The organism is Verrucomicrobiaceae bacterium, assembly GCA_016713035.1.
GTDB lineage: Bacteria > Verrucomicrobiota > Verrucomicrobiia > Verrucomicrobiales > Verrucomicrobiaceae > Prosthecobacter.
Map to the genome: position 1 here is coordinate 67,326 of JADJPW010000016.1, position 23,352 is coordinate 90,677.

A 23,352-nucleotide genomic window follows, 5' to 3' on the forward strand; every position below is an offset into this window, starting at 1 on the left:
ATTCATGGCGAGGCAGCATGCCCCCGCAAGAGCCGGGATGAGGGAGTGAAGGAGAAGTCTCAGATCAAATGCCTCCCCGATCTTGCAGGAGCCTACCAGGCAGGTGCGGCGGCCTGAATTCGTTTTGTTTTTATAACGGATTGGCTCATGGTGCGGCGCTTATGTTTTCCCTCTCGTTCCCACGCTTTTTCTGCTGCTTACTCGCCATCGCCAGCGCCGTCCAGGCAGAGCAACGGGCAAAGCATGTCTTCATCATCAGCATCGACGGGGGGAAGCCAGCCGTCATCGCGCAGAGTGAGATGCCTACGCTGAAAAAGATCGCGGCTGAGGGTGCGGTGACATGGGAGGCGAGCACCATTTTCCCCTCCATCACGCTGCCATCGCATACTTCGATGCTCACGGGCACGAGCCCTGAGACGCATCAGGTGCTCTGGAATGGCTACACGCCGATCAAGGGCTTTGTGAAGGTGCCGACGGTGTTTTCCATGTTGCGTGCAGTGCGGCCACAGGCGGTGACGGGCATGTTTGTGGGGAAGGTGAAATTCCGCCACCTGTGGCTAGAGAACTCGCTGGACGTCTTTGATTTCGGTGGGCCGCAGACGCGTGATCCTGTGGCAGGCACACCCGCCATCGAAAAGGACAAAAAGCCCTCTCAGCTTGTGGCGGGTCAGGCTGCCGCGTGGATCAAGGAAAAGAAGCCAGAGCTATGCTTCATCCATTTTGCGGACCCAGACAGCGCCGGGCATAAGAGCGGCTGGGGCTCCCCCGAGCAAAAAGAGGCCTTCAAAGTGACCGATCAGGCTCTCTGGCAAGTCTGGCAGGCGATCAAGGATGCAGGGATCGCAGAGGACAGTGTGATGCTCATCAGCGCAGACCACGGCGGGCATGATAAGACGCATGGGCTGAACATCCCGGATGATATGACGATCCTATGGGTCGCCTGGGGAAAGGGCGTGAAAAAAGGCCACTCCGTCACGGAGAAGGTGACGACGTATGACACCGCCGCGACGGCCCTGTGGCTGCTGGATGTGCCAGCGAGCTTTGAGGGAAAGCCGGTGGTGACTGCTTTTGAGTGAGCGTGGTGCTGCGTGGCCGATTTTACTCGCCGGGGAGCGGCTCGGTGGGCCAGGTTTCCACCCACGGCAGGCCGTAGGCATTGAGATCGGCCATGAAGGGGTCTGGATTGAGCTGCTCGACATTCCAGACGCCAGGTTGGCGATACTCGGCCGGATTTGTCAGTAGCTGGCGAGCTGCGATCATGGCGGGAACGCCCGTGGTGTAGCTGACGCCTTGGCTATTGGTCTCGCGGTAGCACTCTTGATGGTCGCAGATGTTGTAAACGTAGTAGCGCTTGGCCTTGCCGTCTTTGCCGGTGCCTTCGATCCAGTTGCCGATGCAGGTCTTGCCTTTGGTATCGGGGCCGAGAGTGCCGGGCTCGGGTAGGAGGGTCTTCAAAAACTCGATGGGGATGATATCGACGCCTTTGTGCTTCACGGGATGAATGCCGGTCATGCCGACATTCACGAGGACTTCCATGTGCTTGATGTAGGCATCGCCAAATGTCATCCAGAAGCGAGCGCGGCGCATGGGGATGTGCTTGGTGAGGCTCTCCAGCTCTTCGTGATAGAGGCAGTAGATGTTTTTGGGGCCGATGCCGTCTGGGAAGGAGAAGCTGCGCTTGATTTCGAGCGGCTTGGTTTCGACCCACTTGCCGTCTTGCCAGTAGCGGCCGTTGGCGGTGACTTCGCGGAGATTGATCTCGGGATTGAAGTTGGTGGCGAAGGCTTTGCCGTGATCGCCAGCGTTGCAGTCGAGGATGTCGAGGGTGTCGATCTTGCTGAAGTGGTGCTTCAAAGCGTAGGCGGTGTACACATTGGTCACGCCGGGGTCAAAGCCGCAACCGAGCAGGGCGGTGAGGCCTGCCTTTTTGAATTTATCCTGATAGGCCCACTGCCAGTGGTATTCGAATTTAGCGACGTCCTTGGGCTCGTAGTTCGCGGTGTCGATGTAGTGCACGCCAGCTTCTAAGCAGGCGTCCATGATGGTGAGGTCCTGGTAGGGCAGTGCGACATTGATGACGACCTCGGGTTTGAAGCTCTGGAGCAGCTTCACGAGCTCGGGGACATTGTCGGCATCGACACCGGCGGTCTGGATTGGGCGCTTCAGCTCGGCGGCGATGCTGTCGCACTTGGATTTGGTGCGGCTGGCGAGCATGATTTCGCCAAAGACCTCTGGGAGTTGGGCGCATTTGTGGGTGACGACGCGGCCGACGCCGCCGGCTCCGATGATGAGGACTCTGTGGGACATGATGAGGTGTGAGGAGTGATTCTTGGTGTCTGAATCAGGTGCGCGAGTCTAGCAGGCATGCTGGGAATGCAAGCCTGCATCGGTTACTCGCGTGACACATCGCGGAGCGGTGCTCCGCAGCTACTTTACGGGATGTTTCCGTTCGGAGCCTCTGCTTGCTCCAGCTTCAGTGCCCATTTGATGCCGCCGATGAGCATTTCCTGATAGGTGCGGGCGATTTCTGGGCTGTTTTTGCGATCTTTGGTGCCCTCTTTCCAAGTAGGGTCCCAGACGTCTTCGCGGTGGCCGAGGGAGTTATAATAGACTCTGCCTTGGCCGTACTCTTTGCACCAGGAGACGGGGAAGTAGCCGGGAGTTTTGTCATTGGGATGGGCATTGAGTCCGAGCAGGCCATGGACCGCAGCTTTATCGAAGGATTTGATGATGTAGATCTCATCAAAGACCTTCCAGCCACTCGGGACGGACTTCACTGCTGGATGCATGGGTGAGTGCACGATGGGCTGGATTTCGACCTGGGCTTTGTGCGTTTCAAATTCGCCGCCGAGCATGTCGATGTAGCCACGGAAGGGGTGATAGGTGTCGCTGCCGGAGTGCATCGCGACGAAGGCTTTGCCGCCCTTGATGAGCTGGATGAAGCCTTCGCGGTCTGGGAGTTGCAGATCGCCCGTGGTATTGGCGAAGACGAAGCCGTCGTAGTGCTTGATTTTATCGAGGGCCATTTTGTCGGCCATGTAGGCTTTGATTTTATCGCCCCAGAGTTTGTTGGCGGCATTGAAGTCAGCGAGTGCGGTGCTGTAAGCCTCCTGCTTGGCTTTGAAGGCCTCATCGGTCTCTTTTTCGCCTTTCACGGGCGGTTTGCCGGGGTTCTTCGGCTGGCCTTCAGGGTGGTGTACATAGTCCACTGTCCATGCGCCGGTTTTTTGGCCGCGCTCGGCGAGCACTTTCTCCGCGGTCTCGATGGATGAGTGGCGGAATCCGGTCGTGACAGTGACGACGAGCAGTTTTTTCGGCTCAGCAAAGGCGGAACTCAGTGAAAGGGTAGCAGCGAGGAGGAGCGTGAAGCGTTTTATCATAGGGTGGTGGTGAGCTAACGCGATTTTGCGCGGTCTTTTGCACCCGAATTGATGATCGCGAAGATGCGCTTTTTTTCGCCGAGCCCCCTTTTGCGAAAAAAGTGCTCCAGAGCACTTTTTTGCTCACATCGGAGCATTTTCGGCTAGAACAGCATTACCATGAAAAACCTGCACCTCGTCCTCCTCGTCGGATTTGCTGTCATTTTGGGTTCTTGTGCCATGCAGGGGCCGCAGGCCGTGCCACCGGGTGTCACGGTCGATTTGGTGCCGCGTGGGATGTATGCGCGGCGCATCTACCGCCCCATGACCCCGCGCTTCATCACCATCCATGCGACGGAGAATTTCGGTCGTGGTGCGGATGCTCGCTCCCATGCTCAGGTGCTGAAAAGCGGCTCCCTGAAAGGGCCGAAGAACGCCATCGGCTATGTGTCGTGGCATTTTACCGTGGATGATCATAGCGCCTGGCAAAGCCTACCGACGAATGAGCGCGGCGAGCACGCCGACTATGATGGCATGGGCAATCGCAGCTCCATCGGCATCGAGATGTGTGAGAACCGTGGCAATGACCGCGCACGCACCCTCGACCGCACAGCGCGGCTCACAGCCTGGCTGATGAAGCAGCACAACATCCCGCTCTCCCATGTGGTGCCGCACATGCACTGGCGCATGATCCGTCATAGTGATGGGCGTGACCTGGGGCATAAAAAATGCCCACACTTCCTGCTCGATGGGGGCCGCCTCGGTCCGAAGTGGGCGGCCTTTCTCCAGCGTGTGAATGCTTACCGCCGGGCTCTGTGAGCCCCGAGGGATCTTAAACCTCCAACTGGATGCCTAGCTCGATGACTTGGCGCGGTGGCAGCTCAAAGTAGCCCGTGGCAGGCCGGGCGATGCGGGAGAGGATGACGAAGAGATTCTTCCGCCAGCGGGCCATTTTGCCTGGGCCATTGGTGTGGAGCACTTCGCGGCTCTGGTAGAAGGTGATGCCATCACGTTTGACCTTGCCCTTGGTATGGAGGGCGGTGCAGAGGTCATCGAGCACGCAGGGGGACTCGGCAAAGCCGTAGTGGAGCACGATGCGGTAGAATTCGTCATGGAACTCCTCGATGACGAAGCGGTTTCCCTTGGTGACGTGCGGGATTTCATCGAAGCGCACGGTGAGTAGCACGACTTGTTTATGCAGGGCTTTGTTGTGCTTCAAATGATGCAGCAGGGATAGCGGTAGGCCATCGGCGCTCGCACTCATGAAGACAGCAGTGCCGGGGACGCGGATGATGCGGTCTTTTTTGATTTCATCGACGAGGAAATCGACCGGCAAGCGTCCGCGCATCATCGCCTGGTAGAGGATGCGCCGCCCGTCGATCCAGGTCTTCATGATGACCCACATGGTGGCTCCCACGGCCAGCGGGAACCAGCCACCTTGGGGGATTTTCAGTATGCCACCGCTGAGGTAGCCTAGCTCGAAGACTATGAAGATCAGCATCGGCAGCAGGGCCTTCCATAGATCCCACTTCCACACATGGCGTGAGACGAGGAAAAAGAGAATGCTCGTCATGGTCATGTCCATGGCCACGGATAGGCCATAGGCAGCCGCGAGATTGGTGGAGGACTTGAAGGTGAAGACCAAGCCCAAGCAGGCGATCATGAGCAGGTAATTGACCTGCGGCATGTAGATCTGGCCGCGCACATGAGCATTGGTGTGGATGATTTTCAGCCGTGGCAGGTAGCCGAGCTGCACGGCCTGCTGAGTGAGCGAGTACACCCCGGTGATCATGGCCTGGGAGGCGATGATCGTCGCGGCGGTGGCCAGTAGGATGACCGGGATGAGGGCTGGTTTTGGCACTAGGCTGAAAAAGTGGTGGTATGAGGGCTGGAGAGAGGCCTTCACATCTGAGAGCACCAGTGCCCCCTGCCCCAGGTAATTGAGCATCAGCGCCGGGAGTACGATGACATACCAGCTCCTGACCAGCGGCGGCCTGCCAAAGTGACCGATGTCTGCGTACATCGCTTCGCAGCCTGTCACGGCGAGCAAGACCAGTCCCATGAGCACGAAGCTTTCGTAACCGTGATGCAGCAGGAAATTCACCCCGTGATGAGGCAGCAGTGCGGAGAAAATGCCTGGATAGGCACCGATATTGAGGATGCCCAGCGTGGCCAGCGTCAGGAACCACAGAATCATGATGGGCCCGAATGCGACGCCAATCTTGGCCGTGCCGTGCCGCTGGATCAAAAACAGTCCCATGATGATCCCTGCCGCGATGGGCACGACATACTCCGCCAGATTGGTGCCTAATTGGGCATCCAGCAGGGCTAGCCCCTCCACGGCGGACAACACGGAAATCGCAGGTGTGATCATCCCATCCCCATAGAGCAAGCAGGCCCCGAAAATGCCGATGAGCACCACTGCGCCTGTCGTCTGCGGTTTGAACGACCACTTCGCCGAGCGAAACAATGTCAGCAGGGCGAACATGCCGCCTTCGCCATGGTTGGTGGCCTTGGTGATGAAGGTGAGGTATTTGAAACACACCATCACTATCAGCGACCAAAACATCAGCGAGAGCGGTCCTAGCACACCGAGCGGATCACCCGGAATGGGCTTGGCATGCGTGAGGCTTTCTTTCAGAGCGTAGAGTGGACTGGTGCCGATGTCACCAAAGACCACACCCAAGGCCACGAGGGCCAGGGTCCAACTGGAGGAGTTCTTATGTTCAGACATGAAAAGTCTCCAGGGAAGCTCCTGGAGCCCTGGGATGAAGTTCAGGGACGGCAGGCGTTAGCCAGCGGCCCTCGCCGCGCAAGGGACAGTTCGGCACAGAAGGGCTATATGCCGCTGTGAGGGTTAACAGGCCCAAGAACTCTCTTCAGCAGCATCTGGAGCACCGGAAGGTCTGCTGGAGCCAATTCGTAGTTCTCGAGGTCTTGCAGAGCACTCCAGGCCAGCTCCGTGTGCTCATGCGCCACGGGCTCCGTGCTCCCTGGGGCCAATTCGCACAAAAAAGGCAGCAGCCGGATCGCTCCCCATTCATAGACATGATCTACAGCGGCAAACTCGGCCAGCACACGCACCGTACAGCCTAACTCCTCCGCCAGTTCGCGATGCAGCGCCGCCTCCGGCAGTTCCCCAGGCTCCACCTTGCCACCAGGGAATTCCCATAGGCCGCCCAGCCTCTTCCCTGGCGGACGGCGGGCCAGCAAAAAAAGATCATCACGCCGCAAAATGGCGCATACGACAGAAACATGGGACATCCCCTTGCCCTGGCACCAATCCATAGGCGCAGCAAGCAAAGTGAAACGATTTGCAGCGGCAGGCTTGCACCTTTTGCGGATGGCTCTTAGCGTACCTGCCTCACAATGATTCTCTGCCTCGAATCCTCCGTGCTCGGAGGCTATCTCACGAACGAAATACCCGGTCTCGTCACCGGCATGCTCCACCTCACTGGCCAGAGTAAACCCGTGCGCATCGAGCTGGTCGGGAATTTCCTCCGCGACATCGCCGGCTGCCGCGTGGACTTCCATAATCCGCTGCCCGAGATGAATGAGGCCGCCGTCGAAGCCGTGCATCCACTGCAAAATGGCCACACGGGTGTCATGACCGCCTCCTACCGCGTCGCCAAGATGCCGCGCCGTCGTGGGGGGAAAGTCGCCTCCCCATTCCCCGAGCCACCAGGGCTCAAAAACATGCTCTTCTTTGAGTGGTTCAATCAGCAGGGCCAGCGTGTCCTCATCCAGTCCTGGCACCTCCAGCTCCGCGTCTCCGCCCCACGCTGGCAGCTCACCAAAGACGAGGAATCCGCCCAGCTCCGCCACAGCCGTGCCCGCCGGAAGCACTTCCTCCTCGGCCAGCGCCAGCCCGATGCCGAGGACATGCCCGATGCACTCCAGCCCGCAGGCGGCATGGCAGACCCTTTTTTGCCCAAAACACCCCAGGCAGACCCCTTTGACAGCCGCCCACCGGCACGCAGGCGCACTCAGCCCGCCGCAGGCAAAACGAGCGGCAGCCCCATCGCACGCTCCACCGCACTCGCCAACGAACTGCGCCGCTTTCAGAGCCTGCTGGTCTTTAATGATGAGATCCGCACACGCCCCGCCGTGCTGCGCCTGCTGGCCACCGTCTCCGACCTCGCTGCGCACCTGATCCATGTACTACGGCCCTTTTCCGAAGGCCAGCAGCCACAGTGGGACTTCCTCGTCACCGATCTGGAGCAGAGCCTGCCACTCTTCGCCGCCGCCCTCAATGCCACCGACAAACTCGTCCAACAACATCCCCAGGGGGCCGACATCGAGTGGCTAGCCGGCGTACAGGCCAGCCTCCTGAATATCGAGCTGCGCATGCGGGAGCTCCTCAGCCTCCTGCGGGAGGACTCCCCGCAATGAGGGCAGCTCCCACGCCACTCCCACCCGCCAGAGTCAACTTTGGCATCATTCCATGCCCAGTTTCCGGTTGACACTCCATCCTTGTCTCCTATCCTCGCCGCCCCTCCGACCCCAGGGTCCGAGGAAAAAACACTCGAAAGCCCCCATCGTTCAATGAAGACATTTTCCGCCAAAGCCCAGGAACAGACGAACCGCCAGTGTACGTCATTGATGCCAAGGATCAGATCCTCGGTGACGTCGCCGTGGCTGCGGCCAATATCCTGCGCGGCAAAACCAAGCCTACTTTCACCCCTCATGTGGACACGGGCGATTTCGTCGTCGTGCTGAATGCAGCCGATGTCCGCCTCAGCGGCAAAAAAGAAGAACAGAAGATCTACACCTCCAAAAGAGGCTTCATCGGTAACCAGAAAGTCGAAAACGCCTCCCGCGTCCGCCAGCGCCGCCCAGAGCTCCTCATCGAGCGTGCAGTCAAAGGCATGGTGCCTCACAATCGCCTCGGTCGCGCCGTCCTCGGCAAGCTCAAAATCTACCGTGGTGCCGAGCATCCTCATGCCTCGAACAATCCGCAGCCTTTCGTTCTTTCCTGAGTCACCCGTCCATCCCTAGAGCCTCCCAGCACGTCTTTTCATGAGCAAGCCCATCGCCAACTCCACAGGCCGCCGCAAAACCGCCATCGCCCGCGTCTTCATCCGCGAGGGAGCCGGTTCCATCACCGTCAACGGACGTGATTTCGAAGAATACTTCCCCATCGTCGCTCACCAGAACCAGGTGATCTTCCCCCTCGCCCTCACCAACACCCGCATGACCTATGACTTCAGCGTCACGGCCAATGGTGGTGGCATCACCGGCCAAGTCGGCGCAGTCCGCCTCGGCATCGCCCGCGCTCTCATCCGTGTGAACCCAGAGCTCCGCGGAGCCCTGAAGCAAAACGGCCTCCTCACCCGCGACAGCCGCGCCAAGGAACGTAAGAAGCCAGGTCGCCCAGGTGCTCGTAAGCGCTTCCAGTTCTCCAAGCGTTAATCCGCTGCCGAGGCTGTTGCCTGCCCATCATTCCCCACATCCAGAGCCCCGCAGCAACGCGGGGCTTTGTTTTTTCCGGCAAGAGTCCCCAGAAGACCAGCACCAAAAAGCCAGTCCTCCACACCGACGGCGATGATCACGCCGCCAGCTTCCGATACAGCCGCTCCAGAGCCTCTGGACTACGACAAGCCAGCGCCGCCTGGGCAAGAATGCTCGCCACATCCAGGCGTGAGATTTTGATCCCCGCCAGCACACGCTCCCATGGTGCTGCACGCATCTTCGCCACGGTCTGAATGCCCAGCAGCAGCGGCAGCGCCGTGGCATAGCGCAGCTTCCCATGGCTCACATGCTTCACATAGCAAAGCCCCTGCTCCAGGTGCTCCACGCAGACCTCCAGCCATCTCCGCCACTGCGCAGGGATCTCTGCCTCCTCACACGGCAGATAGCAGCGGCCATCCCGTGTATCCTCACCCACATCACGCAGGATATTGATCAGTTGCAGCCCCTTCCCCATCCGCGCACCCCAGGCCTGCATCTGCGCCGTCGTCACCGCCCCATCCAGCGATGCGGGCAACTCACTGGCACATAGTTGCGTCCAAAACTCACCCACACAGCCCGCTACCAGCCAGGTGTACTCATCCAGCTCCTGCTCATTGGCTAAGCGGCGTAATTCCCCATCCGCTGGGAAGCGCCGTATATCCAGCATCTGCCCATCAATGATATGCTCCAGCACACTCTGGATCGCCTCCAGTGGCCGTGGCCCCATCGTCCGCAGCCACGCGATCCCTTCGGCGAATTTTTCCATCAGCCGCCGCTCCGCCTCATCCTCCTGCATCGGGCAAAACTCCGCTCTTAGCCGCTGTGCCAGCGCTGCCACCTCATCCCCACCCCGCAGCAGCCTGCGATACTGCTCCAGGCACTCCAGCCTCACCGCCGCACTCACACTCGCCGTATCCGCGATCGTATCCGCCGTCCGCGCCAGCAGATACGCCAGCGAGATCGGCTCCCGCAGCTCCACCGGCAGCGCCTTCAGCGTCAGATAAAACGACCGCGACACCGAGGCCAGCAACTGGCCTCCGAGCTCGCGTTCATGGTGGGATTCGTCGTTCATGTGTCTTGCTGTCGATGCGCAGTCGCTCCATGAATCCGCAAACCGCCATCCGCAATCCGCAATCGCGTGCAGCACCTCTACGTCCACATCCCCTTCTGCCACCGCATCTGCCCCTATTGCAGCTTTCACAAGCACACGCCCGGCAGCACCGACATCGCCGCCTTTGTCGATGCCCTGCTCAAAGAAGCCACCGGCCATGACTGGCAGCCGCGCACCGTCTTCTTCGGCGGCGGCACACCCACCATGCTCAGTGACACGCATCTCGCTCGTCTCCTGAGCGGACTACGAGATCGCATCGACCTCTCCCAAGTCACCGAATACACTCTGGAGGCCAATCCACGCACCATCACCGCGTCCAAAGCCGCCCTCATGCGTGAACACGGCGTCACCCGCGTCAGCCTCGGCGTCCAAGCCTGGGACCAGCCCACACTCCACACCCTCGGTCGTGATCACACACCCGCAGAGGCCGAAGAAACGTGGCAACTGCTCCGCGCAGCCGATTTCCCCAGTTTGAGCCTCGATGTCATGTTTTCCATCCCTGGCCAAAAAATCGAAACTTGGCGTGAAACGCTCGAAAAATCACTCCAGCTCGCCCCAGACCATCTCTCTGCCTACAACCTCAATTTTGAAGAGGACACCGACTTTTTCCGCCGCCTCCAAAAAGGTGAATACCGCACCGATGAAGACCGCGACGCCACTTTTTTCGCCCTAGCAGCCGATCTGCTCGAAAGCCGTGGATACGAGCACTACGAGATCAGCAACTACGCCCTCCCCGGCCATCGCAGCCAGCATAACGAAGCCTACTGGCTCGGAGCAGACTACGCCGGCATCGGCCCAGGGGCCTTTTCCACGCTCGCAGGCCGCCGCTGGAAAAACATCGCCGATACCGATCTCTACATCGCCCGAACACTCGCAGGAGAAAGCACCGTCACCGACCTGGAAGAGCTCACTCCAGAAAACCGCCGCACCGAGCGCTTCGGCCTAGAGCTACGCACCGCACGCGGCCTCCCCCAGCACCTCATCGCACCCCAGGCCCGCACCATGCTAGAAACTCTCCGTGACCAGGGCCTCCTCATCATCGCCGATGACCACATCCGCCTCACCCGTGCTGGCAAGCCCCTCGTCGATCCCATCGCCGTCGCACTCATGTCCTGATTTGCTTTTGATCATCCAAGCGGGGTCACTCCGCATCCACACTCATCCCCTCATGATTCGTCGCATCCTCCTCGCCCTCCTGCTCACCATTCTCGCCTATGGCGTGTGGTGGCTCTTTCTGCGCTCACCAGAGCAGCAGATACTCGCCGCGCAGGAGCACTTCCTCGCCGTCGTAGAAGATCGCGACTGGGAAAAGGTCAAAGACACCTTCGCCAGCGATTTCGCCACCTTCGGCGGCATGAACCGCGACTCCATCATGCCCGAGCTGGACAAAGCACTCAATGGATTCGTCACCCTCGACATCGAAGCCCGTGAAACCACCATCCAGGCGAGCCGTGATCAAGGCGTATGCCGCCAAGTCATCCGCGTGACCGGCCTCGGCAGCCAGATCGCCATCGCCGTGCGTGATCGTGCAAACCAGCTCCGCAGCCCATGTATCTTCCATTGGCGGAAAACCGGCGGCTGGCCCTGGCAGTGGCAGCTAACCCAGGTCCATCACGACGAGTTGTGATCCATCGCAGCTAAGAGCGACGAACCGCTCTTCCGCTTTTTGGCCTTTTTTCCATGTTTCAATCTCGCCCGCCCCCGCTTCATTCCGCACCGTGCCCGAAACCGTCCCCGCATACGACACACGCCGATATGACTGCCCGCAATGCGGAGCACCCGTACCATTTCGCTCCTCCGTAGCCATTTTCGCCGTCTGCGAGCACTGTCGCTCCACCGTCGTGCGCGATGACTTTCAAGTCAGCACCTTCGGCGTCATCGCCGAGCTACCGCCAGACCTCTCTCCGCTGCAAATCGGCACCCATGGCCACTTCACCGGTCAGGCATTCACCCTCATCGGTCGCCTACGACTTCATTGGGGTGAAGGGAGCTGGACCGAGTGGTGCGCCGATTTCGGCAATGGCCGCATCGGCTGGATCGCAGAGGTCATGGGCTACTACACCATCAGCTTCGAAAAAGACGCCCCAGAAGCCTCCAAGCTCACCAACACGCCACAGGCTAAAAAACGCCTCAAACTCGCCGGAGCCGAGTGGCTAGTCACCGATGTCAAAACAGCCCGCTGCATCGCCGCAGAAGGCGAGCTGCCCTACGCCGTGCAACCCGGCGCAGAACGCCGCAGCGTCGATCTCACCGGCCCGCAGGGCACCTTCGGCACCCTGGAGATCGAAGGAGAGACGCGTACTTTTTACGAAGGGCACTATGCCCAGTTCGATGAGTTGCATTTCACCCATCTGCGCAAAGTCCCCGGCTGGGATGAACATGCACAAATCACGCGGCAGCAGAGCACCGCCACGAACTGCCCCAACTGCGCCGCTCCCGTAAACATCCGCGCAGAAGGTCTCTCCATGTCCGCCGTCTGCGGCTCCTGTGGCACCATATTGGACAGCTCACAGCCCGTACTGGCCGCCGTCGGCCATGTGGAAAAAACTGCCCTCCGCATCCAGCCCATACTGCCCATCGGAGCACGCGGCGTCCTCTGCGGTGATACCTGGGAAGTCATCGGCTTCATGCGCAGAAAGGACCGCTGGTGCCAGTGGGATGAATTCCTGCTCTTTAATCCCTGGCTCGGCTTCCGCTTCCTCGTCACCTTCCGCGGCCACTGGTCACTCGTGCGCATCCTGCCCGGTCATCACACGAACCAGCTCTGGATGGGGCGAATGTTCGCACTCTTCGCCGCAGAGAACGTCTCCACCACCGACGTCCTCGGGGAATTCTACTGGCGTGTAAAATCCGGTGAGCGTGCCGACGTGCGTGATCACATCAGCCCACCCTATGTCCTTACCTCGGAATACAGCAAAGACTTCGATGAAATCACCTGGTCCGGTGGACACTACGTCACGCATCCAGAAGTCGCCGCCGCCTTCCTCCCCGCAGGCCGCCATCTTCCGACACCCACGGGCCGCTACCTCAATGAGCCCAATCCCCATCTCCAGCGCTGGCAGGAGACACGCAGCTCCTTTTTCTTTGCCCTAGCCGCCTACATCCTCATCCAGCTCCTCTTCATCGGCATCGATCACACCAGTCGCGTACAGGAAGCCACCGTCACTTATGCAGGAGCCAGCGCTCTGGAAAAAACCATCCTGTCACCCAGCTTCACCCTAAATGGAGGCTCAGCGCCGCTGCACATCACCTCAGCGACTGGCCAGCTCACCACGGGCGGCTTCCTCGCCCTCAAAGGCGACCTCGTGAACGCCGAAACACAGGCCACCGTGCCCGTCACGCTACCCATGAGCAATCACAGCGGCCAGCTCGAAGAACAAACCGCCAAAATCATCCTCCCAGCCATCCCCGCAGGAAAATATTACCTGCGCTTTGAGCCAGATGCCTCCGCCTCCCTTCCCATGACCTCCGCACGACTCACCATCGAGCGTGGAGGCCTCTTTTGGTCAAATTTTTGGCTCGGGCTCGGCCTCATCTGTCTCTGGCCCATTTGGGTCCGCCTACGTCCCTCAACCTTTGAAAAACAACGTTGGATGGAGAGCGACTTCAGCCCCTACGCCACCGCCTCCAGTGATGACTGAATCGCCGATCACCGCAGACTCATGAAACACCCCATCTACAACACCCTCAGCATCCTCGCCTGCGGCTACCTCGCCCTCGCGAACACACGCGGCTGGAGCATCCTCCAGAGTAGCTCCAACCGCTCCGCCATCCACAGCACCAGCTACCGTTACCGTCCAGCCATCTCCAGCAGCAGCGGCGGCTGGTCCTTCGGCAGTGGCTTTCACAAATAACCCCGCACCTCCCACAACCCACATGGACACCACCATCCTGCTCAACTCCTTCATCTACGCCCTACTCGGCGTCGTCATCTTCATCGTCAGCTTCATCATCGTGGACAAGCTCACGCCCTACGACCTCTGGAAGCAACTCGTCGAAGAAAAAAACATCGCCCTCGCCATCGTCGTCGGAGCCGCCGCCCTCGGCATCTGCCTCATCATCGCCTCCGCCATTCACTGACATCCGTAGGCTCATTCTTCCTTCGCAAAAGGACGAATGACCCCCTCGGCAAGCTAGGGCGAATAGATTGTTTTCAGCGCCTACGGCATCTCCGTCACCCACTCCGGGCTAGGCAGCGCAAACGGCCGGAATGTCTCCATCCGTGACTCGTGCTCGCTGTAAAACAGTGCACGATTCAGGCCGAGGGAGCCGGCTTTGGGGGAGTCGATGAGGCTGGCGCTATCGTTGGCGCTCATTTGGAAGAGCACGCGCATGCCGAGCTCGCTCAGGGCTTTGCGGCTGAGGCAGCGCTGGATGTTGTTGAGCGTGTCGAGGCTGGTGATGAGATGGATACCTAGCGGTGGGCCTTCGTTGATGATTTCGTTGAGTTGGTTACCGGGCTTCGGGCTGTCATCGCCGCCGAAGGAGAAATCCTCCTCTTAGCGCAGCATGGATGTCGTGCTACCCGTCAGAAACGAGAGCGCCCCCACCGCCGCCAATACCGCTGCAACAGTCTCCAGCGAAACCACCACCGAACTGCATCTTCAAGTCGTCGCCCGCCCTGACCGAATGGTGCCGAGCTGCTGCTGCGCCTATAGTCCAGGAACTTCCTATGGTGCCCAAAATCGCCGCCAATCATTGCAAATGCGTGATCAGCCTTATGAAACTGACGGACTGGGGTTAGTTGGACGACTGGGGTAAGGCTGGCTCAAGTGGTTGCATGGGAATGCGCAGCTCACTTTCGGTTTCCGCATTCAGAATGATGGGGTTCGCTTGATAGCCTTCAGATTTGAGCGTGACAGTGACTGGCTGAACGGCTACGCCGGAGAACTCAAGTTCCATGCCCTCTCCCCCACTTTGGGATGAGACACTCAGTTTGGGCATCCTAACCTTGCCATGCACCTCGGACTTAATTTGAGCGCTCTCAAAGGAGAGCGATTTAAGTCCTTCTCCGGTCTTAATGTTGTAGGGCGTGACCTTGGTGTGGATCGAGTAAACTTGGCTAAGAGTCTCCTCCGTCCACCATAGCAGTGTCTTTGTTGTAATGTGTAGGACTGCTGTCACGACTGCCACAGACCAGCAAAAAGACTTCAATGGGGGATTCTCCGCTTTTGTGGCCTCAAACCATTCTCGATGCTGTTTGGTGATTAAGACGATAAAAACATACAAGCAGCATGCAGCTATAATGGACCATTCGATCACGAAGAAATTCGAATCTGGATAAGGAAGAGCGAACGAAGTCAGAAAAAGCCAAAGGCCGCCTGCTCCGATAAAAAGTAATGCAATGCCTGAGAAAAAGAGTGCCAGTTTTCGTGAAATTGGGCGACCTATCAAAAGCCCGTAGCCAATTGGCATCGCCAAGAAGCCTAAATTGAGGTTCAACCCTCCTTTGCTCCACGAAACTAGCATCTCCGTCACAGAACCTACCGCTGCTGCAATCAACAGCGATCCTGCAATGCAAATGTGGCGTGGAGGAAATGAATTCATTCTGATTGAATAGAGTCACCCAGATCATCACACCTCAGTCACCCACTCCGGGCTAGGCAGCGCAAAAGGCCTGAATGTCTCCATCCGCGACTCGTGCTCGCTGTAAAAAAGCGCGCGATTCAGGCCGAGTGAGCCTGCTTTCGGTGAGTCGATCAAACTCGCGGAATCATTCGCGCTCATTTGGAAGAGCACACGCATGCCGAGCTCGCTCAGCGCTTTGCGGCTGAGGCAGCGCTGGATGTTGTTCAGCGTGTCGAGGCTGGTGATGAGATGGATGCCCAGCGGTGGACCTTCGTTGATGATCTCGTTGAGTTGGTTGCCGGGCTTCGGCGAATCGTCGCCGCCGAAAGAGAAATCTTCTTCGTAGCGCAGTTTGCGGAACTTTTGCAGGCCGTGGATGAGCAGGAAGATGGGCGCATCGCCTGCGCTGCCCTCATCACTGCGGCGTTTCATCTCAGCGTGTACTTCGCTGATGAAATCGGGGGCTTCGTGCCCCTGTGTGATCTTCGCGTGACTCCGTGCGGCGGCGGCTTCGAGGAAGTCGAAGTCCGGTGTCTCAGCGAGGGCACTGTGGATGAGATAAAAGGCAGGCGCTTTGTCGCGGGGATGCTGCGCCGTCATTCCGATCATCGCTAGGCCCATGATCGCGGCGATGGCTTCATCGTTCTGTCCGACGAGGAGCAGATGGCGGCCACTCTGACGTGGGAAAAGAGCATCCGTGGGGCCTTTGATCGCATTCGGCAGGCCCAACCACACGCGTGGATCGGCAGGGGCCTTTGCGGGCGGATTTTCGAGTGCGGCGGCCAACAGGACGTTGTCGCGGACATCGGCGGGCATGTTGCCTTCGAACACGATGGGGCGTTTTTTGCCGAATCCGCGTGTCTGGGCCAGTGCGGCCACTTTGGCGAGGTTTTCGTCGCGTTCTTCATCCGTGAGCCAGACGACTTGGAAAGGCGAATTGCCCTCCAAAGCACCCGCCGCGTCATTGTAGATGCCTTCACCGGGCCGTGAGAGCATGCGGGCTGCTGTGTTGCCCTCGTCCATAATGAGAGCGGCATCGGCCTCGTTGCACTGCAAAGCGATACGGATGACCATTTGACCCAAAGTCGTTCGGGCGAGCGTGTAGGCACCGCCGAGCGTTTGGGAGCCGAGGAAGACATGAATGCCGAACGCACGGCCCTGGCGCACGATGCGGTCGAGCAGCAGTGCGGCACCTTGAGCGACGGAGTCGTCCTCGACGAAGAATTCCTGGAATTCGTCGATGATGAGCATGCTGCGCGGCATCGGCTCCGTGCCGCCGGCTTTTTTGTAACCGGCCAAATCTTGAGCGCCGAGTTTGCGATACAGCTCGCCACGGCGTTTCAATTCTTCGTCGATGCGTTGCAGCACACTGAGGGCAAACTCGCGGTCGCTTTCGATGGCGATGACTTTGGCGTGCGGCAGCCGGGCATCGGCGTAGCACTTGAACTCGACGCCTTTTTTGAAGTCGATGAGGTAGAACTCGATCTCATCCGGGCTGCATGTGAGCGCCAGATTTGTGATGATGATGTGCAGCAGCGTCGATTTACCGGAACCGGTCTTACCGGCGAGCAAGGCATGCTGTTTGGTGCCTTTGCCGATGGCGAGCATTTGCAGCTTGGTGGCTCCGGTGCGGCCGATGGCGATGCGCAGCTCGTTGGTGGTGCTTTCACTCCACATCTCCTTCGGTGCGACGACGGAAAACGGCACCTGCACGCGGTTTGAGTCGATGCTGGCCTGCCCGATCTGATGCGCGAGGTCGGCGGCAATGTCGTCGCTGATGAAAGGATCGAGCGTGAGCGTGGAGATGCCGCCAAAGCTGACGACGCCCTTTTCACGAACGATGCGCACGCAGTGCTTGCGCAGATCTTCCACCGTGAGGCCCTCTGGCAGCGCCTGGCGGCGATCCCAATGCGCGAGCACGAAAACCCCGCAGCGCGGCCCGCTGGCGAGGATGCTCTTCAGTCGCGACATGGCCGATTCGCTGAATCCAGCGGGCAATCCGGCGATGACGAGGAAGTGGTATTTCTCCGCCACGCTGCCGGCTTGCTCATTGTACTCGGTGATGGTGGCGTATTCGTTGCGCAGGTACATCTGGATGACCTTTTCCACGTGCTCATTGAGCTCCTGGAGGCGCTCTTCGATGTGGTCACGCTGCGTCCAGATGCGGCGATTGATCAGCGCAGGCTCGTAATCAGCCAGATGCATCAATCCGGCGAAGTTTTGACCCAGGCCGACGGCGTCGATGATGGTGAAGTGCGCTTTCCCCGGAGGTGCGGTGCTGAGGATGCGGAAGATGAGACTATTCATCACCTCCGGCACCCATTTGCCACCGTCATCATCGGTTTCGATGAGCAGGGAGCCCTCATGCGGGAAGGTGAGTGCCAGTGGCAAGGAAACGTGCTCGTGGCCATCGAGCGAGAGCGGCGTGTCCTTGGCGAAAACGGCGGTTTCATGGCTCAAATCGAGATTCAGGGTCGCGAATCGGCTGTGAGGCGGAAACGTGCTGCTCGGCGTGAAATCGCTGCTCCACGCAGCGGCGGGGAATGCAGCCGTTTCGTCGACCTGGGCGAGCAAGGACGGGATTTTCGCGTCCCATTCGGTTTCTAGGTCGATCCAGCGCTTTTTCGATGCGGCATCGTAGGCCGCGAGCCAGTCCTCATGCTTGGCGATGGCGGCATTCCGCGTCTCGGCAGCAGGCGCAGCCAGTTCAGCGAGGTGGGCGGCTTTTTGGGCCTCGACGTGTGAGGCACTGCGCTGCCGCAGGCGGTCATTGAGCGTCAGCATGCGCGGGAGCTGCGTAGCATTGCGATGCAGCATATCCGCTTTGTATTTCTGAGCGATCTCATCGGCACGATTCCACTCTGCGCTGACGATGGCGTCCTCGGCATCATAGAGGGCCTGTGCCTCCGCGTTGGCGGCATCGGTGGCGGCATTGAGCTCGGCCACAGCGGTCTCGTAATCATGCACAGAGGCACTGAGCTGATGCAGATCGACGGGCGATTTGCTAAACATTTTCAACAAGCCGCCGCTCTGGGTGGCGAGCTTTGCCTCGTAGTCCGCAGCTTGGGCCTCGATGCTCTCGACACGGGCTGGGATGTCGCTCAGAGCGATGGCGGAAGGGGTGACATCTCCCTGGCGTGTGAGTTTTCCGCCCGTGGCTTTTAACACGGCGAGTAGCCGGCCTTTGGCCGCAGTGAGCCGATCTGCGAGCGGCGCAGAGAAGACCTGTATCTGAGCGAGCGCTTTTTTCAGCGCAGACTGGGCATGGATGCGGCGCATCTGCTGCCGACCGAGCCAGCGCTCGCGCTCCTTTTGCATCAAAGAGGGCATGTCACGCTCGATGCGGTGCTGGTAGCGCTGAAAGGCCGTGTCGCGTGCCGCATGGCGTGCCAGCACGGTATCGAGATGCCCCTGCCACTGCGCAGCGGTCTCAGCAGCCTGCGCGGCAGCCTGGGCATCGAGGGATTCAGCCTGGTGGAGGTGATTCTGCTCGGCGGTATAGCGCCGGGCACGGACCTCACGGGCGATGGTCTCACTGCGCCGGGCGAAGTCGGCGGAGGTGTCTCGGAGCGTGGTATGAAGCTGGAGAATGCGCGAGGCGCGGAGGTCAGTTGGTTTGCTCACAGTCTTTGCGGATCTTGCGGAGGAGGTTTTCGAGTTCGTTCATCATCGCACCGGCTTTGCTGACAAGTCCAGGGAGAGGTTCGAGGTAGAGTTTTTCAAATTCGATGGCTTTGCCGTCACGCCAATGCGCCTTGGTAGCATGCCAGCGCTCGGAGAGCTCGCGAGTGGTCTGAGTGAGATTCATGGTGGGGAGTCGGTGGCGGATTGTGGGTTATGCTCCACCATCGGGGCGGCAGAAGGTGCGTGGGCCTCGGAATAGGCGGTGAGGATTTTCAGGATTTCTGTGAGGAAGGAGACAGCGCGGGCGAGGTCGTTGTCGAGGTAGTCGCGAAGGCCGTCGAGCTTTCGGGAAAGTGGATCGACACTGCGGTCGTAGTCGCGTGCCCAGTGCTTGGTGCGCTCCAGCTTCTGCTGCGCTTCTTCCAGGGCATAGCGACATTTGCGCACGGCCATTTGCTGCACGGTGGGGCTTTCCACGAACTCGGACATGCGTGCGGACATGAGCTCGGCGTTCGCTTGATCGAGGCGCTTCTGCCGCGCCTTGATCTGCGCAGTCCAGTACTGCGGCTGCTCGGTTTGTAGCCAGCCGCGCGTTTTTTTGACGGCATCCTGCGCCTGATCGAGCGACTGCCGCGCCTTCGCGATGAAGACGATCAGCGCCGAACGAAAGGCCTCGATGGCGTCGAGATTGGAGATGCGGGCTTGGTCGGCCATGGTTCGATGCCTCAGCGTTGATTGAGATAGTCCTCGATCCTCTGTGCTTTGCGCAGGAGGAAGGGGGTGTGCTGCTCGCTCATTTCCATGAATTTTTTGATCGTTTTCATGGTGGTGAGGAATTCGGCACCGAATTTTTCGTGCTCGGCGTCCTGCCAAGTCTCACCGAGGGCTGCGAAGCGGCTTTGCAGCGAGGAAGCACGCTGCTGCATGTCGGTATTGAAGCGTTTGAGCTCCGCCGCGAAACGACGGACCTCTTCGGGGTTCATGATTGCCTGGGCCATGCAGCATCCTAAATGATCTGGGAGCTACAGGGCAATTTTTTCTTGCTCCTTTTCTGGCGCAAAGGCTGGATTTCGTGCGTTCTCTTTGGTCCATGAAACTGCTTTCTACGTCGATTTTCGCTCTTTTAGCCCTCCAGGCCGTCGCCGCGCCGGATGTGGTCATTTACGGCGGCACCTCTGGCGGAGTCACCGCTGCCATACAGACGGCGAGGATGGGCAAAACGGCCATTTTGATCGAACCGACGAAATTTCTCGGCGGCCTGACCACAGGCGGTCTCGGAGCGACGGACATCGGCAACAAAAAGGCCATCGGTGGCATCTCGCGTGAGTTTTATGCCAATGTCTTCACCTACTACGCCGACGCCTCGAAGTGGAAGCAGCAGACCCGCGATCAATACTACGCCAAGCGTCCGCATGGCAACTCCAGCACCGAGACGACGATGTGGACCTTCGAACCACACGCGGCGACGGAGATTTACGACGCGATGCTGGCGAAGGTGAAGGACAAAGTCACCGTCGTGTTCGGTGAGCGGCTCGATTTGAAGAAGGGCGTGGTCAAAGAAGGCGCAAAGATCACGAAAATCATCATGGAGAGCGGCAAGGAGTTCGAGGCAGCCATGTTCATCGACGCCAGCTACGAGGGCGATCTCATGGCAAAGGCCGGAGTGAGCTACCATGTCGGGCGTGAGCCGAATTCGCAGTATGGCGAAACGATCAACGGCCTCCAGATGGCCGGAGCGAAGCATCATCAGTTCATCAAAAACGTCGATCCGTATGTGAAACCGGGCGATCCGAGCAGCGGGCTACTGTGGGGCGTCACGCCGATGCCAGAGGGCAAGGATGGCGACGGCGACCACCGCATCCAGGCCTACAATTTCCGCATGTGCAACACGGACGACGATTCCAACCGCGTCCCTTTCCCCAAGCCGGAAAATTATGATGAAAAGCAGTTCGAGCTGCTGCTGCGCAACTGCGAGGCTGGTGATCCGCGCCACCCGTGGGCTCCCACGCCGATGCCGAACCGCAAAACGGACACGAATAACAACTTTGCCTTCAGCACCGACATGATCGGCATGAATTACGATTACCCGAACGGCGACTACGCGATCCGAGCGAAGATTTGGAAAGCCCACGAAGACTATCAAAAAGGCCTCCTGTGGACGCTCGCCAATCATCCGCGTGTTCCAGAGAAAATCCGCGCCTACTACTCGCAGTGGGGACTGGCGAAAGATGAGTTCACCGACAACGGCAACTGGCCTCGCCAGATGTATGTGCGTGAAGCCCGCCGCCTGATCGGCGGTTACGTCATGAGCGAGCAGAACTGCAAGCGTCGCGTCATCGTCGAAGACAGCGTCGGCATGGGTGCCTATAACATGGATAGCCACCACACGCAGCGCTACGTCACAGCGGAGGGCTTTGCCCGCAACGAAGGCGATATCCAGATCGGCGTGCGTCCGTATCCGATCAGCTACCGCAGCATCACGCCGAAGGCCGAGCAATGCACGAACCTGCTCGTGCCCGTGTGCCTGAGCGCCAGCCACATCTCGTATGGCAGCATCCGCATGGAGCCCGTCTTCATGGTCATGGGCCAAAGCGCCGCCACAGCCGCCGTCCTCGCCATCGAAAACGGCGTCGAGCTGCAAAAGCTCGACTACGCGAAGCTCAAAGAAAAGCTCCTCGCTGACGGTCAGATGCTCGATTTTGAGTCTCCGCCGATGCCCGAGCACGCAGCCATCACCAAGGAGCAACTCGGCGGCATCGTCGTCGATGACAGCGAGGCTGATCTGACCGGCTTCAGCTCTGAAGGCCACACCACGCCTGGTTTCGTCGGCCAAGGCTACCGCCATGACAGCGACAGCCTCAAAGGCGAGCAAAAGGCCCGCTTTACGCCCAATCTGCCCGCCGCAGGCCAATATCGCGTGGCCATCGCCTACACCGCACTCGGGAATCGGGCCGAAAACATCCCCGTCATCATCCACCACGCTGAGGGTGAGAAGACCGTGATCGTAAACCAGAAGGACAAGCCCACCGAGAAGCACAACCTGCTACCCCTCGGCACCTTCCACTTCGAGTCCGGCAAAACCGGCTGGCTAGAAATCCGCAACGAAGGCACCACCGGTCATGTGATCATCGACGCGGCACAGTGGGTGCCGGTGAAGTGATTCGATTGGCAGTGCTTTGACGGTGTCCTCAGGGCATTTTTTCGAATGGGTTGAACAGACGAAGCCCCGAGATGTGTTTGAAATCATCCGTGTTTCGGGTTCCGAGTTCAAGGTCATGAAGCAATGCTGTGGCGGCAATGAAGGCATCACCAAGAGTCATCTTCTTTTGCTGGCGCAGCTCGACGGCCTTGTCAGCCACAGTGTCGGTTATGGATAGCCGCGTGCCGGTGGCGAGAAATTCTTCCAGGTCCCTCTGATCTTCCGGCGTCAACTTGTGCCAGCCCAGGACCTCTATCCGCGTTGCTTGTGACACGGCAAATGGTTGAGATGTGATCTCCACCCGCAGCCACTCGTTGGCAGGCTGAACGGCGTAGATCACGAGATTGCTGTCCAGGAGTCTCATGAATCACGTCCGGGAAGAGGGCGATCCGCCCGCTGTTCACGCTGCCAGGCTAGTGGATCAGAGATACCTGCGATACCACCTCGGGCAGCGATGCGACTGAGCGCAGCCATACCCTGTTCACGGCGTTTGTCGGCATCTTCCGCGCCTGAGTCTGGGGCTGTCTCGGGTTCCATATACTCGAGAAGTCCGATCAATAAATACTCCAACCGTTCCGCCCGCTGGGGGGGCAGTTGGCTTAGGCGTCGGTCGATACGTTCAGCGATGGCACTCATAGTACCAGGATAGTAGGGTTCAGGAAAAAAGGCAACGCGCTGAATCCTACACCCAGAGAGTATGGAAGGCCTCCGAGTAATTTTGGGTTCAGTCGCCACAGGCCTTTCCTGCCAGTTTGGAACCGATGAAGTGCCCAATCATCCCCGAACCGGGCCATCAGGCCGAAAAGGAGCCCTTTTTGAGGTTTTTGTGATAATTTTCAGAAATCATGATTGACTAGGGGCATAAACTTTCGTTGAACGAGGGCTGTTTTCCGGCCTGCGCCCGCCTTCTGCTGTTTTCAGCCCCATTTTCCTCCAAAAAGTCCGCGCAGAGTCCCGCGATCTCAGTTAGACTGTTTGCCCCCCGCGTCTGGCGGGAGGGCAAAGATTTACCCCTTTGCACCGTTAATCAGAAAGACATC

Annotated in this window: 22 protein-coding genes and 1 pseudogene; 11 read left to right on the forward strand and 12 right to left on the reverse strand. The window is 59.2% G+C overall.

Annotation, left to right across the window (positions count from 1 at the left end; translation table 11 throughout):
* The first annotated feature begins 161 nt into the window (after positions 1-161).
* Positions 162-1,076 carry an alkaline phosphatase family protein gene (locus IPK32_25725; GenBank protein MBK8095279.1) on the forward strand — a complete coding sequence of 305 codons (915 nt, stop codon included), beginning with the start codon at positions 162-164 and terminating at the stop codon, positions 1,074-1,076.
* Between the two features lie 22 nt (positions 1,077-1,098).
* Here the strand turns inward: IPK32_25725 and IPK32_25730 are convergent, their stop codons facing one another.
* Positions 1,099-2,307, reverse strand: a complete 1,209-nt coding sequence (locus IPK32_25730; protein MBK8095280.1) for a saccharopine dehydrogenase family protein — start codon at positions 2,305-2,307, stop codon at positions 1,099-1,101.
* A 125-nt stretch (positions 2,308-2,432) separates the two neighbouring features.
* On the reverse strand, positions 2,433-3,380 hold the full coding sequence (locus IPK32_25735; protein MBK8095281.1) for a ThuA domain-containing protein: 948 nt from the start codon (positions 3,378-3,380) through the stop codon (positions 2,433-2,435).
* Positions 3,381-3,539: 159 nt separating this feature from the next.
* Here IPK32_25735 and IPK32_25740 point away from each other — a divergent pair, with 159 nt between their 5' ends.
* Positions 3,540-4,178, forward strand: coding sequence for an N-acetylmuramoyl-L-alanine amidase (locus tag IPK32_25740; protein ID MBK8095282.1), 639 nt, complete (start codon positions 3,540-3,542; stop codon positions 4,176-4,178).
* Positions 4,179-4,191: 13 nt separating this feature from the next.
* Here IPK32_25740 and IPK32_25745 read toward each other — a convergent pair whose 3' ends face one another.
* Together IPK32_25745 and IPK32_25750 are read right to left on the reverse strand one after the other, a co-directional pair.
* Entirely contained in the window at positions 4,192-6,039 is a 1,848-nt protein-coding gene (locus IPK32_25745; GenBank protein ID MBK8095283.1) for a KUP/HAK/KT family potassium transporter, read from the reverse strand.
* A 158-nt stretch (positions 6,040-6,197) separates the two neighbouring features.
* A complete protein-coding gene (locus IPK32_25750; protein ID MBK8095284.1) occupies positions 6,198-6,623 on the reverse strand; it encodes a (deoxy)nucleoside triphosphate pyrophosphohydrolase in 426 nt (141 codons plus the stop codon).
* A 105-nt stretch (positions 6,624-6,728) separates the two neighbouring features.
* Between IPK32_25750 and IPK32_25755 the strand changes: the two genes are divergently transcribed.
* From IPK32_25755 to rpsI, 3 genes and pseudogenes are all read left to right on the forward strand, one after another.
* Positions 6,729-7,751: a hypothetical protein gene (locus IPK32_25755; protein ID MBK8095285.1), complete on the forward strand. Its 1,023-nt coding sequence runs from the start codon at positions 6,729-6,731 to the stop codon at positions 7,749-7,751.
* 153 nt (positions 7,752-7,904) lie between these two features.
* Positions 7,905-8,338, forward strand: a pseudogene (gene rplM, locus IPK32_25760) (50S ribosomal protein L13).
* Positions 8,339-8,378: 40 nt separating this feature from the next.
* Positions 8,379-8,771: a 30S ribosomal protein S9 gene (gene rpsI, locus IPK32_25765; protein MBK8095286.1), complete on the forward strand. Its 393-nt coding sequence runs from the start codon at positions 8,379-8,381 to the stop codon at positions 8,769-8,771.
* A 136-nt stretch (positions 8,772-8,907) separates the two neighbouring features.
* Here the strand turns inward: rpsI and IPK32_25770 are convergent, their stop codons facing one another.
* On the reverse strand, positions 8,908-9,882 hold the full coding sequence (locus tag IPK32_25770; protein ID MBK8095287.1) for a squalene/phytoene synthase family protein: 975 nt from the start codon (positions 9,880-9,882) through the stop codon (positions 8,908-8,910).
* A gap of 54 nt (positions 9,883-9,936) precedes the next feature.
* Here IPK32_25770 and hemW point away from each other — a divergent pair, with 54 nt between their 5' ends.
* The 5 genes from hemW to IPK32_25795 all read left to right on the forward strand — a co-directional run bounded on the left by hemW (position 9,937) and on the right by IPK32_25795 (position 14,001).
* The gene (hemW, locus tag IPK32_25775; GenBank protein MBK8095288.1) at positions 9,937-11,037 is read left to right on the forward strand and encodes a radical SAM family heme chaperone HemW; all 1,101 of its coding nucleotides are present in this window, start codon (positions 9,937-9,939) and stop codon (positions 11,035-11,037) included.
* A gap of 52 nt (positions 11,038-11,089) precedes the next feature.
* On the forward strand, positions 11,090-11,548 hold the full coding sequence (locus IPK32_25780) for a hypothetical protein (GenBank protein MBK8095289.1): 459 nt from the start codon (positions 11,090-11,092) through the stop codon (positions 11,546-11,548).
* 91 nt (positions 11,549-11,639) lie between these two features.
* Positions 11,640-13,562: a DUF4178 domain-containing protein gene (locus IPK32_25785; protein MBK8095290.1), complete on the forward strand. Its 1,923-nt coding sequence runs from the start codon at positions 11,640-11,642 to the stop codon at positions 13,560-13,562.
* Positions 13,563-13,583: 21 nt separating this feature from the next.
* On the forward strand, positions 13,584-13,775 hold the full coding sequence (locus IPK32_25790) for a hypothetical protein (GenBank protein ID MBK8095291.1): 192 nt from the start codon (positions 13,584-13,586) through the stop codon (positions 13,773-13,775).
* A 22-nt stretch (positions 13,776-13,797) separates the two neighbouring features.
* Complete coding sequence (locus IPK32_25795) at positions 13,798-14,001, forward strand: DUF350 domain-containing protein (GenBank protein ID MBK8095292.1); 204 nt, start codon at positions 13,798-13,800, stop codon at positions 13,999-14,001.
* A gap of 80 nt (positions 14,002-14,081) precedes the next feature.
* On the opposite strand, the gene IPK32_25800 is transcribed toward IPK32_25795, so the two are convergent.
* From IPK32_25800 to IPK32_25825, 6 genes are all read right to left on the reverse strand, one after another.
* Positions 14,082-14,255 carry a hypothetical protein gene (locus IPK32_25800; GenBank protein MBK8095293.1) on the reverse strand — a complete coding sequence of 58 codons (174 nt, stop codon included), beginning with the start codon at positions 14,253-14,255 and terminating at the stop codon, positions 14,082-14,084.
* 406 nt (positions 14,256-14,661) lie between these two features.
* Positions 14,662-15,468 carry a hypothetical protein gene (locus IPK32_25805; GenBank protein ID MBK8095294.1) on the reverse strand — a complete coding sequence of 269 codons (807 nt, stop codon included), beginning with the start codon at positions 15,466-15,468 and terminating at the stop codon, positions 14,662-14,664.
* 27 nt (positions 15,469-15,495) lie between these two features.
* Positions 15,496-18,819 (reverse strand): ATP-binding protein, encoded by a 3,324-nt coding sequence (locus tag IPK32_25810; protein ID MBK8095295.1) that lies wholly within the window; start codon positions 18,817-18,819, stop codon positions 15,496-15,498.
* Between the two features lie 277 nt (positions 18,820-19,096).
* On the reverse strand, positions 19,097-19,297 hold the full coding sequence (locus IPK32_25815; protein MBK8095296.1) for a hypothetical protein: 201 nt from the start codon (positions 19,295-19,297) through the stop codon (positions 19,097-19,099).
* On the reverse strand, positions 19,294-19,827 hold the full coding sequence (locus tag IPK32_25820; protein MBK8095297.1) for a hypothetical protein: 534 nt from the start codon (positions 19,825-19,827) through the stop codon (positions 19,294-19,296). The genes IPK32_25815 and IPK32_25820 overlap by 4 nt, the downstream gene beginning before the upstream one ends.
* Before the next feature lie 11 nt (positions 19,828-19,838).
* Complete coding sequence (locus IPK32_25825; GenBank protein ID MBK8095298.1) at positions 19,839-20,111, reverse strand: WXG100 family type VII secretion target; 273 nt, start codon at positions 20,109-20,111, stop codon at positions 19,839-19,841.
* A 92-nt stretch (positions 20,112-20,203) separates the two neighbouring features.
* Between IPK32_25825 and IPK32_25830 the strand changes: the two genes are divergently transcribed.
* Positions 20,204-22,273 (forward strand): FAD-dependent oxidoreductase, encoded by a 2,070-nt coding sequence (locus IPK32_25830; GenBank protein MBK8095299.1) that lies wholly within the window; start codon positions 20,204-20,206, stop codon positions 22,271-22,273.
* Between the two features lie 28 nt (positions 22,274-22,301).
* On the opposite strand, the gene IPK32_25835 is transcribed toward IPK32_25830, so the two are convergent.
* A complete protein-coding gene (locus IPK32_25835; protein MBK8095300.1) occupies positions 22,302-22,676 on the reverse strand; it encodes a type II toxin-antitoxin system VapC family toxin in 375 nt (124 codons plus the stop codon).
* Positions 22,677-23,352: the final 676 nt, after the last annotated feature.